Below are 13,980 nucleotides of genomic sequence, written 5' to 3'. Positions count from 1 at the left end.
TCCTAGAACGGCAGGGCGCGGAGCGCTCTCAGGGCGGCGACGACCGATTCGGGACGCGGTGCGTGCAGGGGTGCGCGCACCGCGGGGTCGTCGATCAGCCCCTCGTCGGCGAGGCAGGCCTTCAGGACGGCCGGGGACGGCTCGCTGAACAGCGCCTCCGCCATCGGGAGCAGGGCGTTGTGGAACGTCAGCGCCCGAGCGGCGTTCCCCTCCCGCGTGGCCCGCGCCATGGCGGCGTAGGCGGCCGGCGCGAGACACGCGCACGCGGCGACGCCGCCCGCCGCGCCGAGCTGGAGCATGGGATAGATGTAGGCGTCGTCCCCGGACAGGATCGCCTTGCCGGGGTTGGCCGCCAGCACGGCCAGGGTGTCCTGGTCGATCGCGCCCGCGCAGTGCTTCATGCCGACGACGCAGTCGAGCGCGAGGATCTCCAGAAGCGCTCCGGCGGACAGGGGCTTCGCCGTCCGGTACGGCACGTTGTAGGGGATCAGCGGGACGTCCACGGCCGCGCCGACGGCGGCGAAGTGGTCGATGACCCCCTCCTCCGACGGACGCAGGTAGTACGGGACGACGACGAGCAGCGCGTCGGCGAGCGGGGCGCGTTCGCGGGCCTGCCGGATCGAGTCCTCGGTGCCCATCGTCCCGGCGCCCACCGTCAGGGGCGTCCCGTGCTCGATCGAGACGGCGCGGCACACCTCCAGCACCGTCCGCTGCTCGGCGGCGCTCAGCAGCGCGGCCTCGCCGGTGGTGCCCAGCGCCACCAGGCCGGCGGCGCCGTTCTCCAGGCAGTGGCGGGCGAGGCGTTCGAGGGACTTGGCGTCCACCTCGCCGGAGCGGGTGAACGGCGTGACGAGCGAAGCGTGGATTCCGTGCATGGGTCTCACCTCGTTCGGGCCGGCCGGGCGGCCGGAGCGGGGGATGCGGACGGCGCGGACGGTTCGGCCGGTGCGGCCGGTGCGGCCGGCGCGGCCGGGGCGGGCGGTTCGGCCGACACGGCGGGCGCGGGCGGGACGGGCAGGCCCCGGCCGCGGAGCCGGATGCTGCCGACCGCGACCCCCGCGATGATCAGTGCGGCGCCGGCGAGCCGCGTCCCGTCCACGTGCTCGTCCAGCAGCAGGGCCGCCGAGACCAGCCCGAACGGCGGGACGAGCAGCGAGTACATGGCGACGGTGCCGACCTCGTACCGGCGGATCAGCCACGCCCATCCGCCGAAGCAGAACAGCGTGGCGACGTAGGCGATGAACGCCATCGAGCCCACCCCGGCGAGCGAGAGGTTCCGCGCCGCCTCCGGCACGGCCCCCGGCCCCTCGAAGACCAGCGACAGGGCGAGCAGGGGGAGCGGCGGCACCAGCGACATCCACACCATGAACGCGAACGCGTCGACCGGCTCCCCGGTGGACTGGTTCATCCCCCGCATCGCGACGTTCGCCAGACCCCAGGCGGCCGCGCCGCCGAGGCAGACCAGGAACGCCCCCACCGGACTCCCGCCCTCGCCCTGCGCGAAGCCGAGCAGCGTGACGCCGCTGAACGCGACGACCATCCCGGCGATCTGCCGGCCGCCGACGCGCTCGCCCAGCAGCAGCCCCGCGAACAGCGCGGTGAAGATCGCCTGCACCTGGAGCACGACCGACGCCAGGCCGGCGGGCATGCCCATGCTCATGCCGATGAACAGCAGGCCGAACTGCCCCACGCCGAGCGGGACGCCGACCAGGACGAGCCAGCGCGCGGCGACCGGCGGGCGGCGGACGAGGAAGACCGCGGGCACCGCCGCGGCCGTGAACCGCAGCGCGGCCATCAGCAGCGGCGGAAAGTCCTCCAGCGCCACCTTGATGGGCACGAAGTTGAAGCCCCAGAGGGCGGCGATCAAAGTGGCCAGCAGGACGTGGCGCGATTTCATGCCTCGATCGTGAGGAAACACTCGCTTTAGGACAAGCGAGAACTTCTTGACACCTCGTTTTAGTATTGCTTCATGCTTGATCTGGAACGGCTGCGCGCTCTGCACTCGGTCGCGACCTACGGGTCGGTCAGCGCCGCCGCGGACGTCCTCCACGTCACCACGTCCGCGGTGTCCCAGCAGCTCGCCAAGCTGGAGCGCGAGACAGGCCAGAAGCTCCTCGAACGCAACGGCCGCGGCGTCCGCCTCACCGACGCCGCCGAACTGCTCGTCGCGCATGCCGAGCGGATCCTGTCGCTCGTCGAGCAGGCGCAGGCCGACCTGGAGGCGCACCGCGGCTCCGTCGTCGGCCAGCTCACCGTCGCCGCGTTCCCCACCGCGATCCGCGGGCTGATGCCCGCCGCGCTGACCGCCCTGCGCACCGACCACCCCGAGCTGCGCGTCCTGCTCCGCGAGGAGGACCCCATGCGCAGCATGCCGCTCGTCCTGCGCGGCGACTTCGACATGGCGGTCGTCCAGGACTGGAACAACGAGCCGCTCCCGCTGCCCGAGGGCCTGCACAAGGGCGTCATCTGCGAGGACGTCGCCGACGTGGCGCTGCCCGCGGACCACGACCTCGCCGGCCGCGACACGGTCGACCTCAAGGAGCTCGCCGGGGACACCTGGATCAGCTCCTCGCCCGACAGCATCTGCTGCGACTGGCTGCTGCGCACGCTGCGCGCCATCGACAGCGAGCCCAAGATCGACCACATGGCCTACGAGTTCGCCACCCAGCTCTCCCTGGTCGCGGGCGGGCTCGGCAACGCGATCCTGCCCCGCCTCGGCCGCTGCGACGTCCCGCCCGGCGTCGCCATCGTCCCGCTGGCGGCCCCGCTGTCGCGCCGCGTCTACGCCGTCTGGCGCGAGGAGGCCGCCCGCCGTCCCGCGATCCGCGCCGCCGTGACCGCCCTGCGCACCGCCGTCGCGGCCGACGCTCCCGCCGACGCCCCCGCCCCGGCCTGACCTGCCTGGCACCCGCCCCGGGTCGTCGCGCGCGAACTTGTTCGGTAGGTTCTCGCGATCATGGAAGGCGAACGGCGCGACGGCGCGGAGCAGGCCGGTGAACGGTGGGCCGGCGAGTGGCGGGTCGGCGGGTACACCGAGGTGCGCGAGCTGGGCGCGGGCGCCCAGGGGCGGGTCGTGCTCGCCCGGGACGACGCGTCCAGCACCCCGGTGGCGATCAAGTACCTGGCGGCGCGGGCGGACGAGACCGACCGGGAGCGGCTCCGCCATGAGGCGCTCATGCTCGGCCGCGCGAACAGCCCGCACGTGGCGCGGCTCTTCCGGCTCGTCGAGGGGCCGGGCACCGCCGCGATCGTGATGGAGGCCGTCGACGGCGTCTCCCTCAAGGAGCTGCTGGCGCGGCACGGCGCTCTCGGCCCGGAGGCGGCGCTGGCCGTCCTCAAGGGCTCGCTGCTGGGGCTGGCGGCCGCGCACGCGGTCGGCGTCGTCCACCGCGACTACAAGCCCGCCAACGTCGTCGTCCCGGCGGACGGGCGGAGCCGCCTCGTCGACTTCGGCATCGCCACCCCCGCCGGGGAGGAGGCGGGCGGCGCCGGGACCCCGTACTACATGGCGCCGGAGCAATGGAGCAGGCACGTCGCCACGCCCAGGACCGACGTGTACGCCGCGACCTGCGTCTTCGTGGAGTGCGTGACCGGGCGGCGGCCCTACACGGGCGCCCGCGCCGAGCTGATGCGGGCCCACCTGACCGGAGAGATCCCCGTCGACGCCGTGCCCGAGGCGCTGCGGCCGCTCGTCCTGAAGGGCATGGCCAAGGCGGCGGAGGAGCGTCCGGCCGGGGCCGCCGCGTTCGTGGACGACCTGGAGCGCACCGCCCAGGCCGCCTACGGCCGGGACTGGGAGGCCCGGGGCGTGCACGCCCTGTCCGCGGGCGCCGTCGCGCTCGCCGCGCTGTTCCCGCTCGCCGCTTGGCTGATGCCGGGCGCGGCGTCCGCCGCCGGCGCCGCCGCCGCGGGGACGGGCGCCGCCGCCGGAGCCTCCGGAGTGTCCGGTGCCGGGACGGCGTCGGTCGCCGGGAAGGTCGCCGCGGGCTCGGCCGTCAAGGCGTTCCTCGGCAGCGGCGCGGGCCTCACCGCCGCCGCGGTCGGTACGGTCGTGGTCGTCGGGGCGGGCGCCGTCGCCGTCCAGCAGGTGACGAAGCAGGACCCCGCCCCGCGCCCCTCGGCGACCGCAAGGGTCGCGGCCACCGTTGCGGACGTGAGGCCCTGCGTCACGCAGGCGCCGGGTGCGGTGATCACACCGTCCGACGGGCCCGCGAAGGTGACGCTCCCCGCGCAGGTCAAGATGCCGAAGAACGCCGCCGTGTACCGCTCCGGGCAGGGGCTGCTGATCGGCCCGGCGGGCGCGGAGTGCGAGGCGTCGGTCGGCGCGAACGCGGGCGCCGCCTCGGTCGGGGACTTCGGGACGGCCCTGGTCGAGCAGAACTGGCAGGGCTCGGTCGGCGGCATCCGCATCCAGATGTGCACGTACTTCCCGGACTCCGCCCAGGCGCAGCGCGAACGCGCGCAGGGCAACGAATGCTCGTCCATCCTGTCGACGCGACAGGCCCTGGCGACGGGCGTGCCCGGCTACCAGGCGGTGCTCACTCGCGGCCCCGGCACCGACAACCTCCCGCCGTCGCCCGCCGTGAAGGCCGAGCTGGCCGTCCTGACGCCGCGCGGCATCGCCTGGCCGATCACCTGCACGGCCCCGGCCGCCCAGTCCGCCATCTGCGACGCCGCGCTCCTCTACTGGTTCACCCAGCGGCTGGGGGACGCCAAGGTCCCGAAGGCCGACCTCGACCGCGCCGCCAAGGCCATCTCCGATTTCGTCGCCTCCACCCGCATCTGACCCGCCCGACCGCCCCGTCTCCACTGCCGGGACCGGGGACGGGGCGGGTGGTGAGCGGGGGTGGGCGGCGCGGGTAATCTGGCGAGGCCATGACTGAGACCACGATCGTTCACCTCCTGCGGCACGGCGAGGTGCACAACCCCGAGGGAATCCTCTACGGGCGCCTGCCCGGCTACCGCCTGAGCGAGGACGGCGTCCTCATGGCGAAGGCCGCCGCCCGGTGGCTCGGCGACCGGGACGTCACCGCGCTGTTCTCCTCGCCGATGCAGCGGGCGCTGGAGACGGCCGCGCCGCTGGCCGACGCGTTCGGCCTGCCCGTCACGGTGGACGACCGCCTGATCGAGGCCGGCAACCACTTCGAGGGGCTCACGTTCGGGATCGGGACCGGCTCGCTGCGCCGCCCCGAGCACTGGCGCCACCTCGTCAACCCGTTCCGGCCGTCCTGGGGCGAGCCGTACAAGATGCTCGCCGCCCGGATGCGCGCCGCCGTCATCAGGGCCCGGGAGGCGGCGCGCGGCCACGAGGCCGTCTGCGTCAGCCACCAGCTGCCGATCTGGATCCTGCGGCTGCACGCCGAGCGCCGCAAGCTCTGGCACCACCCGGCGCGGCGGGAGTGCTCGCTCGCCAGCCTCACCAGCCTGACCTTCGAGGGCAGCCGGCTGGTGGAGGTCGCCTACCGCGAGCCCGCCGCCGGGATCGCGAAGGGCCCCAGTGTCGCGGGTGCCTGACCGCACCGCTAAGTTGTGTACTACATCTTGTAGTACTCAATATCTCGTGCCGCGCGTCTTCGCCGGACGTCCCGAACCGGGCGTCTCGCGCTGAACGCCCGCACCGACCGCCTTGTACCGAAGCCCTGTAGGACCGAGGAGGGGCACGTGAACCCCCGCCGCATCTCGCCTTCCCGCGCCCCCTTCCTGGCGGGGGCCGCCGCCGCGCTCTGCGCGCTGCTCGCCGGCTGCGCCGGCACCGGCGCCGCGGACGGCGGGCCGGACGGCGGCGACAACCGCTTCATCTCCGGCGACGGCAACGTGACCGAGTACAAGGCGGCCGACCGCAAGGGCCTCCCCGCCGTCGGCGGCGAGCAGCTCGACGGCAAGTCCTTCAAGCTCGCCGACCTCAAGGGCAAGGTCGTCGTCGTCAACTTCTGGGCGTCGTGGTGCGCGCCCTGCCGCGGCGAGGCGCCGTCCCTCCAGCAGGTCTACGACGAGAAGAAGGCGCAGGGCGTGGAGTTCCTCGGCGTCAACTTCAAGGACGCCAAGCCCAACGCGCAGGCGTTCGAGCGCAAGTTCAAGGTCACCTACCCCAGCCTCTTCGACGCCGACGGCCGCGTGACGCTGGCGTTCCGGGACGTCCCGCCGAGCGCGATCCCGAGCACGCTCGTGCTGGACCGGCAGGGCCGCGTCGCCGCCCGCATCATCGGCGCGACGACCTACACCAAGCTGAACCCCCTGGTCGGCAAGGTCCTCGCGGAGAAGTGAGCTCCCTGGACGAGACGGTCGTGAGCGGGTCGTTGGTGGCGGCGGCGCCGCTGGCGGCCCTCGCCGGGCTCGTCTCGTTCGCCTCGCCATGCGTCCTGCCGCTGGTCCCGGGCTACCTGTCGTACGTGACGGGGATGAGCGGCGTCGACCTCGCCGAGCAGCGGCGCGGGCGGCTCCTCGCCGGGGTCCTGCTGTTCGTCGCGGGCTTCAGCGTGGTCTTCGTCAGCTACGGGGCGGTCTTCGGCGGGCTCGGCCGGTGGCTGCTGGAGTACCAGGACACGATCACCCGCGTCCTCGGCGTCATCACGATCGTGTTCGGGCTCGCGTTCATGGGCTTCGTCCCCGGCCTGCAGCGGACGGTGAAGTCGGGGCGCCTCCCGGCTGCCGGGCTCGCCGGGGCGCCGCTCCTCGGCGTCCTGTTCGGGCTGGGCTGGACGCCGTGCATCGGCCCCACGCTCGGCGCGGTGCAGGGCCTCGCGATCACCGAGGCCAGCGCCTGGCGGGGCGCGCTGCTGTCGCTGGCGTACTGCGCGGGCCTGGGCCTGCCGTTCGTGGCCACCGCGATCGCCTACCGTAGGGCACTCGGCGCGTTCGGCGCCGTGAAGCGCCACTACCCCCTGGTCATGCGGATCGGCGGGGGGATGCTCGTCCTCATCGGGGTGCTGCTCGTGAGCGGCCTGTGGGGTGACCTGACCATCGAGCTGAGGTCGTGGATCAGCGGCTTCGAACCGGTGATTTGAGATGACTGACACGGACCACGTCGACACCGACACCGACCACGCCGGCACGGACCAGGCCGAGGACAGGGCCGAGGACCAGGCCGCGGAGACCGGCACCGAGGCGCCCGCCGCGCGGCAGGCGCCGGAGGAGGTGCCGCGCCCCTCCGGCATCGGGCCGCTCGGATGGCTGCGGTGGGGCTGGCGGCAGCTCACCACCATGCGGACCGCGCTGATCCTGCTGTTCCTGGTGGCGCTCGGCGCGGTTCCCGGCTCGGTCCTGCCGCAGCGCGGCCAGGCGCCCGAGAAGGTCGCCGCCTACCTGGACAAGCACGAGACGCTCGGGCCCTGGCTCGACAAGTTCTCGATGTTCGACGTGTTCGCGGCGCCCTGGTTCGCGGCCATCTACATCCTGCTTTTCGTCTCGCTCGCCGGCTGCGTGATCCCGCGCGCCGTCAAGCACTACAGGTCGATGCGGGCGCGCCCGCCCGCGGCGCCCCGCAACCTGGCGCGGCTGCCGCAGTCGGCGACGTACGAGACCGACGCCTCCCCCGAGGAGGTGCTCGCCGAGGCGCGCACGGCGCTGCGCGAGCGCCGCTTCCGGGTGGACGTCTCCGGCGGCGCCGCGTCCGCCGAGAAGGGCTACCTGGGCGAGACGGGCAACCTGCTCTTCCACCTCGCGCTGCTGGCGCTGCTGTTCGCGCTCGGACTCGGCAACCTGTTCGGCTACCGGGGCAACGTCCTGCTGACCGAGGGCAAGACGTTCGCGAACTCGCTCGGCCTCTACGACCAGTTCCAGCCGGGACGCGCGTTCACCGGCGGCGAGCTGGCCCCGTTCACGCTCACGCTGGACGACTTCAAGGCCGAGTACGAGACCAAGGGCGACAAGCGGGGCCAGGCCACCGCGTTCAACGCCAAGATCCACTACCGGTCGAGCCCGGACGCCCGGAACAAGCCCTACGACCTGCAGATCAACCATCCGCTCAAGGTCGGCGGCGCGAAGGTGTACCTGCTCGGCCACGGGTACGCGCCGGTGTTCACCGTCCGGGACGCGAAGGGCAACGTCGCCTTCCAGGACTCGGTCCCGTTCCTGGAGATGGAGCCGCGGAACCTCACGTCCGAGGGCGTCATCAAGGTCCCCGACGCCGAGCCCGACCAGCTCGCCTTCTACGCCATCCTGTGGCCGACCGCCGTGGCGAGCGAGGACGGCAAGCAGATCGTCTCGGCGTTCCCCGCGCCGATCCGGCCGGTCGTCACGATCACCGCGTTCAAGGGCGACCTCGGCCTGGACTCCGGCAGCCCCCAGTCGGTCTACAAGCTGGAGGGCCTCGGCAAGACGCTCCAGCCGATCAAGGGCGGCCAGAAGCTGCTGGAGCCGGGGGAGACCTTCAAGCTCCCCGGCGACGCCGGCACCGTCACTTTCGACGGGCTCAAGGAGTGGACGAGCCTGTCGGTCAACCGCGACCCCGGCCGCATCCCCGCGCTGATCGCCGCGGTCCTCGCGGTGCTCGGCGTGGCGACCTCGTTCATGGTCCGCCGCCGCAGGGTGTGGGTCCGTGCGAGCGCCGGAGAGGGCGGGCGTACGGTTGTGGAGGTCGGCGGTCTCACGCTGGGGAACCCGACCTCGGAGTTCGACGACATCGTGACCGCGCTGCGCGGTCCGCAGGACGGGCCCGCTTCCGAGCCCGGCGAGACCGACCCCGCCGCCCCGCTCGGCCAGCCCGGCCCCTCGGGTGCGGCGACCGAACCGAAGGAGTGACGAGGTGAGCCACGCCGACCTCGCGAACCTGAGCGACAAGCTCATGCTGACCACCGTGGTGATGTACATCATCGCGCTGGTCGCCTACGCCGCCGACATGGGCTTCGGCCGCCGCCGCGCGGTGGCCGCCGGCCCGGCGGAGAGCACGGCGAAGGCCGAGGCGAAGGTGCTGGTGGGCACCGCCGGAGCCGAGACCGCGGGCGGAGCCGGGTCCGGCAAGGCCGCGGCGGACGGCGCCGCCGCCGACACGGACGCCGGCGACGGGGTCGAGCGCCCCCAGGTCGACTGGATCCGGCTCGCCGTCCTGCTGAACGTGCTCGGCTGGGGCGCGCACCTCGGCGTCCTCGTGACCCGCGGGCTCGCCGCCAACCGGTGGCCGTGGGGGAACATGTACGAGTTCCTCACCGCCATCGCGTTCGCCGCGGTCACCGCGTTCATGGTCGTCATGTTCCGCTACCGGGCGCGCTTCCTCGGCGCGTTCGTCATGGCCGCCGCCGTCATCGCGCTCGGCGTCGCCAACATCTGGCTGTACGACTCGGTGGGCCCGGTCAGCCCGGCGCTGAACTCCTACTGGATCGCCATCCACGTGACCGCCGCGATCATCGCGACCGGCGCGTTCACCGTCGCGGGCGCCGCGACCGTCCTGTACCTGGTGAAGGAGCGGGCGGAGTCGCGCGGCCGGGTGGCGGACGGCGGCGTGCTGTCGCGCCTGCCGTCGGTGGAGTCCCTCGACCGGCTCTCGATGCGGGTCACGATGTTCGCCTTCCCGATCTGGACGGCCGCGATCATCATGGGCGCCATCTGGGCCGACCAGGCGTGGGGCCGCTACTGGGGCTGGGACCCCAAGGAGATCTGGTCCTTCGTCACCTGGATCATCTACGCGGCCTACCTGCACGCCCGCGCCACCGCCGGCTGGAAGGGCCGCAAGGCCGCGATCCTGTCGCTGGTCGCGTTCGCCGCGCTCCTCTTCAACTTCTTCGGCGTGAACTACATGTTCTCCGGCCTGCACTCCTACGCCTGACGGCGGCGGTCCGCCACCGCCCCGTGACTCCTCGGGATGACGCGGAGTCGGCTTCCGGCTTACCCTTCCTTCGGGAGCCCGGTCCGGCGGCGGACGCCGCCCGATACCCCCGCGGGTCCCGCTGACAGAGGAGCCCGATGCGCTTCAAAGGCGTGCACCGCAAGCCCCGGGAGACGTTCCGCGGCGGACGGTTCCGCGCGGACGCGGCCGGCGACCCGCCCGGCGACGAGGTCGCCTACGCGCCGTCCCCGCCCGACTCGGGGCAGGTGCGGCCGCGCAGCAACCAGCCGCGCGACCGCTTCGGCCGGTTCCGCAAGGCGGGCCGCGACGACGACTACGCGCTCGGGCCGGAGCGCCCGGAGGCCGGGCCCGTCGACACGGCGGGCGGCCTGCGCGGGATGACCGGCCGGCTCGGGCGGCGCGGGCACGGCAGGCCGCGGTCGGGCGACTACTCCTGGAGCGACTTCGAGCTGGAGGACGAGCGGCCGCGCGTGGAGCCCCACCCGCCGGGCATGCCGCACGCCGCCGACGGGCGCCGCGACTGCGGCGTGCTGGAGGCCGTCCTGCACCGGCAGTGGGACCTGCGGGACGGGCCGCCGCCCCCCGAGGTGATCGGCGCCGTCGACAGCCTGGCGTCACTGCCCGAGCCGCTGAAGGAGAAGCTGGCGAACGGGCTCGACGGCATCTACGTCGGCCCCGGCGGCGTCCCCCAGCTCGACGACATGGGGCACCTGCGCGACCGGCCGCTGCCGTCGGGCCGCGCCACCTGGGACATCTGCGCCGGCGCCTACGGCGACCGCAAGATCGTCGTGGGGGACCGGCCGTCCCCGACGCCGGACGTGATGCTGCACGAGGTCGGGCACGCGCTCGACGACATCGACGGCGACGACGGCGAGTGGACGTCCGACAGCCCCGCCTTCCGGCAGCTGTACGAGGAGTGCCTGCCGTACCTGGCGAGCGCGTTCCACAAGCAGCCGAACGCGCTCGGCCGCCGCGAGTTCTTCGCCGACGCGTTCGCCGCGATCTCGTCCCGGCAGCGCCCCGCCCTGGTCGATATGCTCGCCGGCAACATCCGCACGGCCCTAGAGGTCATGCTCTTCTTCAACCGCAAGTACGGGATCTAGGACACGAGATGGTCAGGCCGCCCGACGACAGACGGCGAAGGTGATCGACGATGTACGTGATCCGGCTTCCCGACGGCACGCTCCGGGTCCCCCACAGCGTCCTCGCCGACGGCGAGGACGGGCCCGAGGCGCGCGAGGGGCGGATCATCGCCGACGCCTACATCGAGATCGGCCCGGACGACCCCGACTACGACCGGCTCCTGGAGGAGTCGCTCACCGAGGAGGAGCTGGCGGAACGGCGGCGCCGCTGGCGGGACGAGGACGCTGACCTGCTCCGCAGGTTCGAGGAGTGGAAGGCGGGCGACCCGGAGAGTGAGCGCTGAGGAGTGAGCGGGGGCGGAGGGGCGCCCCGGCCGCCCGGCGAGGACTGCCTTCGGCCAAGGACTGCTTCGGCGGGCGGTCCGGGCGGTTCAGGACCGCGGGTCCGGGCGGTGGGCCCGCGTCAGTGGGCCGAATGCTCGGCGACGGGCTCCTCGCCGCGCAGCAGCGCGTGCACCTCCGACTCGCGGAAGCGCCGGTGGCCCCCCGGAGTGCGGATGCTGCTGATCCGGCCCGCGGCGGCCCACCGGGTGACCGTCTTCGGGTCGACCCGGAAGAGGGCGGCGACCTCTCCTGGGGTCAGCAGGCGCTCGCTCGTGCTTTCCACGTTTTCTCTCCCCCTTTGTCCCGCTCTCGGCGCGGGTGGACTGTTTAACAGTGTGGCGGGTCAAGACCGATTTCTCCCTTGTTTTCGGAAAAGATCACCGACCGTAGTCCGATGAACTGGAGCGATCACGCACGGTGATTCCGGCATGGGTCACAGTGATCACCCTGACCCCCGCTGACCTGCCATGTCACGCCGTCAGCGCCCCCGCGAACGGCCGGGAGAAGTAGTCTCCCGGGCATGTCCGATCTCGTTACGACGCCGGAGATCGAGCGGGCCGCCGAGCGCATCGCGGGGGTCGCCGTCCGGACGCCGCTCGTCCCGTTCCGCCGCGACCCGGCCCCGTCCGCGTCCGGCGCGCCCGCGCTGCTGGTGAAGGCCGAGTCGCTCCAGCCGATCGGCGCCTTCAAGCTGCGCGGCGCGTACTCCGCGATCTCCTCCCTCGACCCGGAGGAGCGCTCGCGCGGCGTCGTCACGCACTCCAGCGGCAACCACGCGCAGGCCGTCGCCTACGCCGCCCGCGCCCTCGGCACCAAGGCCGTCCTCGTCATGCCGCACACCGCCCCGGCCGTGAAGGTCGAGGCGTGCATCGCGCTCGGCGCCGAGGTCGTCCACGTCGAGCCGACCGCCCAGGCGCGCGCCGAGACCGCGGACAAGCTCGCCGCCGCGCACGGCTTCGCGCTGATCCCGCCCTACGACGACACCCGGGTCATCGCCGGGCAGGGCACCGTCGGGCTGGAGATCGTCCAGGACCGCCCGGACGTGGACGTCGTGCTCGTCCCGGTCGGCGGCGGCGGCCTGATCGCCGGGGTGTCCGCCGCGGTCAGGGCGCTGCGCCCGGAGGCGAAGATCGTCGGCGTCGAGCCGGCGCTGGCGGCGGACGCCCGCGACTCGATGGCGGCGGGACGCCCCGTCGAGTGGGCGGCGGAGGAGACCGGCCGCACCCTCGCCGACGCGCTGCGCGTCCAGCGGGTCGGCGACCTGACCTACGCGCACATGCGCGCGCACGTCGACGCCGTCGTCACGGTCACCGAGGACGAGATCCGGCAGACGATGCGCCGCCTCGTCCGCGAGGCCCGCCTCGTCGCCGAGCCCGGCGGCGCCGTCGCCACCGCCGCCTTCCTCTACCACCGCGCGGAGCTTCCCGAGGGCCGCACCTACGTCTCGATCCTCTCCGGGGGCAACGTGGACCCGGCTCTCCTCCTGGACGTGCTGAGCTGACCGCGGCGCCGGTACGCGGACGCGAAGCCGCCGACCCGCGACCCCGGGGAGAGATCGCTCGGGACCGGGGATAACCTCGAAGGGCCATGCGTTCCGTCATCCTCTACACCCTCGCCAGGGCCGCGATCTTCGCGGTCACCGCGGGCGTGCTCGCGCTCTTCGGGGCCCGCGGGTTCCTCCTCCTGCTGCTGGCCCTGCTGATCAGCGGGATCGTCAGCTACGTCCTGCTGTCCGCGCAGCGCGACCGGATGTCCGCCGCGGTCGCCGGCGGCGTGCGCTCGCAGCGCGAGAGGTTCGAGCGGTCGGTCGCCAAGGAGGACGCGCCGCGCCCGCGCGCGGACTGACCTGCGCGGACCGGCCCGTGCCCGACCGGCCCGCGCCCGGCCGGCGGTCCGGTGCCCGCCGCGCGAGGCGAGAACCGGCCCCCCGCCCCCGCGTGCAGGGGCTTGAGCGGCCTAGGCTGGATTCATGACCCGCGCTTCACTCGACAAGCAGCCCGCCGACGTCGCGGCGATGTTCGACGGGACCGCCGAGCGGTACGACCTGATGAACACGCTGATGACCGGCGGCCAGGACCGGCGGTGGCGGCGGGAGGTCGTCCGGGCGATCGGGGCCCGGCCGGGCGAGCGGATCCTCGACCTCGCCGCGGGGACGGGCACCTCGTCGGTGCCGTTCGCCGAGGCCGGGGCCGACACGGTCGCGTGCGACTTCTCGCTCGGCATGCTGCGCGTCGGGGTGCGCCGCCAGGCCGGCGTCGCGGGCCTGCGCTTCGTGGCCGGCGACGCGCTGCGGCTGCCCTTCGCGGACGGCTCCTTCGACGCCGTCACGATCTCCTTCGGGCTCCGCAACGTCGCCGACACGGCGCTCGCGCTGCGCGAGCTGCGCCGGGTCACCAGGCCCGGCGGGCGGCTGCTGATCTGCGAGGTGAGCCACCCCCCGAACGCGGTCCTGGCGCTCGGCCACAAGGCGCACCTGCGCTACGGACTGCCGCTTCTGGCGCGGGTCAGCTCCAATCCCGACTCCTACCACTACCTCGCCGAGTCGACGCTCGCCTGGCCCGACCAGGCGGGGCTGGCGCGGCTCATCCAGGACGCGGGCTGGGACGGGGTGCGCTGGCGCGACCTCACGTTCGGCGTGGTCGCGCTGCACCACGCGGTGAACCCTGCCGTCAAGTCCTCTTGACGTGCGGCGGCCGGTGGCCTGGGACCGGTCCAGACTCGGACCGGCCCAGA

Annotated in this window: 15 protein-coding genes; 12 read left to right on the top strand and 3 right to left on the bottom strand. The window is 73.7% G+C overall.

Going from position 1 to position 13,980, the window contains the following annotated elements; all coding sequences use genetic code 11:
* Positions 1–2: 2 nt before the first annotated feature.
* Together AB0C21_RS33485 and AB0C21_RS33480 are read right to left on the bottom strand one after the other, a co-directional pair.
* Positions 3–875, bottom strand: a complete 873-nt coding sequence (locus AB0C21_RS33485) for a dihydrodipicolinate synthase family protein (RefSeq protein ID WP_149259718.1) — start codon at positions 873–875, stop codon at positions 3–5.
* A gap of 5 nt (positions 876–880) precedes the next feature.
* Entirely contained in the window at positions 881–1,897 is a 1,017-nt protein-coding gene (locus tag AB0C21_RS33480) for an EamA family transporter (RefSeq protein ID WP_500209672.1), read from the bottom strand.
* A gap of 72 nt (positions 1,898–1,969) precedes the next feature.
* On the opposite strand from AB0C21_RS33480, the gene AB0C21_RS33475 reads away from it, so the two are divergent.
* The 9 genes from AB0C21_RS33475 (at position 1,970) to AB0C21_RS33435 (ending at position 11,207) form a co-directional block, all read left to right on the top strand.
* On the top strand, positions 1,970–2,896 hold the full coding sequence (locus AB0C21_RS33475; RefSeq protein WP_500209670.1) for a LysR family transcriptional regulator: 927 nt from the start codon (positions 1,970–1,972) through the stop codon (positions 2,894–2,896).
* A gap of 60 nt (positions 2,897–2,956) precedes the next feature.
* On the top strand, positions 2,957–4,786 hold the full coding sequence (locus AB0C21_RS33470; protein ID WP_500209668.1) for a serine/threonine-protein kinase: 1,830 nt from the start codon (positions 2,957–2,959) through the stop codon (positions 4,784–4,786).
* An 89-nt stretch (positions 4,787–4,875) separates the two neighbouring features.
* Positions 4,876–5,514: a histidine phosphatase family protein gene (locus AB0C21_RS33465; RefSeq protein WP_149259715.1), complete on the top strand. Its 639-nt coding sequence runs from the start codon at positions 4,876–4,878 to the stop codon at positions 5,512–5,514.
* A gap of 147 nt (positions 5,515–5,661) precedes the next feature.
* On the top strand, positions 5,662–6,264 hold the full coding sequence (locus AB0C21_RS33460) for a TlpA family protein disulfide reductase (RefSeq protein WP_500209667.1): 603 nt from the start codon (positions 5,662–5,664) through the stop codon (positions 6,262–6,264).
* Positions 6,261–7,004, top strand: a complete 744-nt coding sequence (locus AB0C21_RS33455; protein ID WP_500209665.1) for a cytochrome c biogenesis CcdA family protein — start codon at positions 6,261–6,263, stop codon at positions 7,002–7,004. The genes AB0C21_RS33460 and AB0C21_RS33455 overlap by 4 nt, the downstream gene beginning before the upstream one ends.
* 1 nt (position 7,005) lies before the next feature.
* Positions 7,006–8,739: a cytochrome c biogenesis protein ResB gene (gene resB, locus AB0C21_RS33450; protein WP_500209663.1), complete on the top strand. Its 1,734-nt coding sequence runs from the start codon at positions 7,006–7,008 to the stop codon at positions 8,737–8,739.
* Between the two features lie 4 nt (positions 8,740–8,743).
* Positions 8,744–9,760, top strand: a complete 1,017-nt coding sequence (gene ccsB, locus AB0C21_RS33445) for a c-type cytochrome biogenesis protein CcsB (RefSeq protein WP_500209661.1) — start codon at positions 8,744–8,746, stop codon at positions 9,758–9,760.
* A gap of 137 nt (positions 9,761–9,897) precedes the next feature.
* A complete protein-coding gene (locus AB0C21_RS33440) occupies positions 9,898–10,884 on the top strand; it encodes a hypothetical protein (RefSeq protein WP_149259711.1) in 987 nt (328 codons plus the stop codon).
* 50 nt (positions 10,885–10,934) lie between these two features.
* Complete coding sequence (locus AB0C21_RS33435) at positions 10,935–11,207, top strand: hypothetical protein (protein ID WP_500209659.1); 273 nt, start codon at positions 10,935–10,937, stop codon at positions 11,205–11,207.
* 119 nt (positions 11,208–11,326) lie between these two features.
* On the opposite strand, the gene AB0C21_RS33430 is transcribed toward AB0C21_RS33435, so the two are convergent.
* Complete coding sequence (locus AB0C21_RS33430) at positions 11,327–11,530, bottom strand: BldC family transcriptional regulator (protein ID WP_141580358.1); 204 nt, start codon at positions 11,528–11,530, stop codon at positions 11,327–11,329.
* Positions 11,531–11,767: 237 nt separating this feature from the next.
* Between AB0C21_RS33430 and AB0C21_RS33425 the strand changes: the two genes are divergently transcribed.
* The 3 genes from AB0C21_RS33425 to AB0C21_RS33415 all read left to right on the top strand — a co-directional run bounded on the left by AB0C21_RS33425 (position 11,768) and on the right by AB0C21_RS33415 (position 13,930).
* Positions 11,768–12,748, top strand: coding sequence for a threonine ammonia-lyase (locus AB0C21_RS33425; RefSeq protein WP_500209657.1), 981 nt, complete (start codon positions 11,768–11,770; stop codon positions 12,746–12,748).
* Between the two features lie 86 nt (positions 12,749–12,834).
* The gene (locus AB0C21_RS33420) at positions 12,835–13,092 is read left to right on the top strand and encodes a DUF4229 domain-containing protein (protein ID WP_500209655.1); all 258 of its coding nucleotides are present in this window, start codon (positions 12,835–12,837) and stop codon (positions 13,090–13,092) included.
* 124 nt (positions 13,093–13,216) lie between these two features.
* The gene (locus tag AB0C21_RS33415) at positions 13,217–13,930 is read left to right on the top strand and encodes a demethylmenaquinone methyltransferase (protein WP_500209653.1); all 714 of its coding nucleotides are present in this window, start codon (positions 13,217–13,219) and stop codon (positions 13,928–13,930) included.
* Positions 13,931–13,980: the final 50 nt, after the last annotated feature.

It is taken from the genome of Spirillospora sp. NPDC049024 (assembly GCF_040649235.1).
Lineage (GTDB): Bacteria > Actinomycetota > Actinomycetes > Streptosporangiales > Streptosporangiaceae > Spirillospora.
Note: the sequence above shows the minus strand (reverse complement) of the source record. Positions and strands in the feature narration are given on the sequence as shown.

Excerpts from the sequence above, each read along its gene's own strand:
- AB0C21_RS33485 (WP_149259718.1), bottom strand. The coding sequence starts at position 875 with ATGCACGGAATCCACGCTTCGCTCGTCACGCCGTTCACCCGCTCCGGC.
- AB0C21_RS33480 (WP_500209672.1), bottom strand. The coding sequence starts at position 1,897 with ATGAAATCGCGCCACGTCCTGCTGGCCACTTTGATCGCCGCCCTCTGG.
- AB0C21_RS33475 (WP_500209670.1), top strand. The coding sequence starts at position 1,970 with ATGCTTGATCTGGAACGGCTGCGCGCTCTGCACTCGGTCGCGACCTAC.
- AB0C21_RS33470 (WP_500209668.1), top strand. The coding sequence starts at position 2,957 with ATGGAAGGCGAACGGCGCGACGGCGCGGAGCAGGCCGGTGAACGGTGG.
- AB0C21_RS33465 (WP_149259715.1), top strand. The coding sequence starts at position 4,876 with ATGACTGAGACCACGATCGTTCACCTCCTGCGGCACGGCGAGGTGCAC.
- resB (WP_500209663.1), top strand. The coding sequence starts at position 7,006 with ATGACTGACACGGACCACGTCGACACCGACACCGACCACGCCGGCACG.
- AB0C21_RS33440 (WP_149259711.1), top strand. The coding sequence starts at position 9,898 with ATGCGCTTCAAAGGCGTGCACCGCAAGCCCCGGGAGACGTTCCGCGGC.
- AB0C21_RS33435 (WP_500209659.1), top strand. The coding sequence starts at position 10,935 with ATGTACGTGATCCGGCTTCCCGACGGCACGCTCCGGGTCCCCCACAGC.
- AB0C21_RS33425 (WP_500209657.1), top strand. The coding sequence starts at position 11,768 with ATGTCCGATCTCGTTACGACGCCGGAGATCGAGCGGGCCGCCGAGCGC.
- AB0C21_RS33420 (WP_500209655.1), top strand. The coding sequence starts at position 12,835 with ATGCGTTCCGTCATCCTCTACACCCTCGCCAGGGCCGCGATCTTCGCG.
- AB0C21_RS33415 (WP_500209653.1), top strand. The coding sequence starts at position 13,217 with ATGACCCGCGCTTCACTCGACAAGCAGCCCGCCGACGTCGCGGCGATG.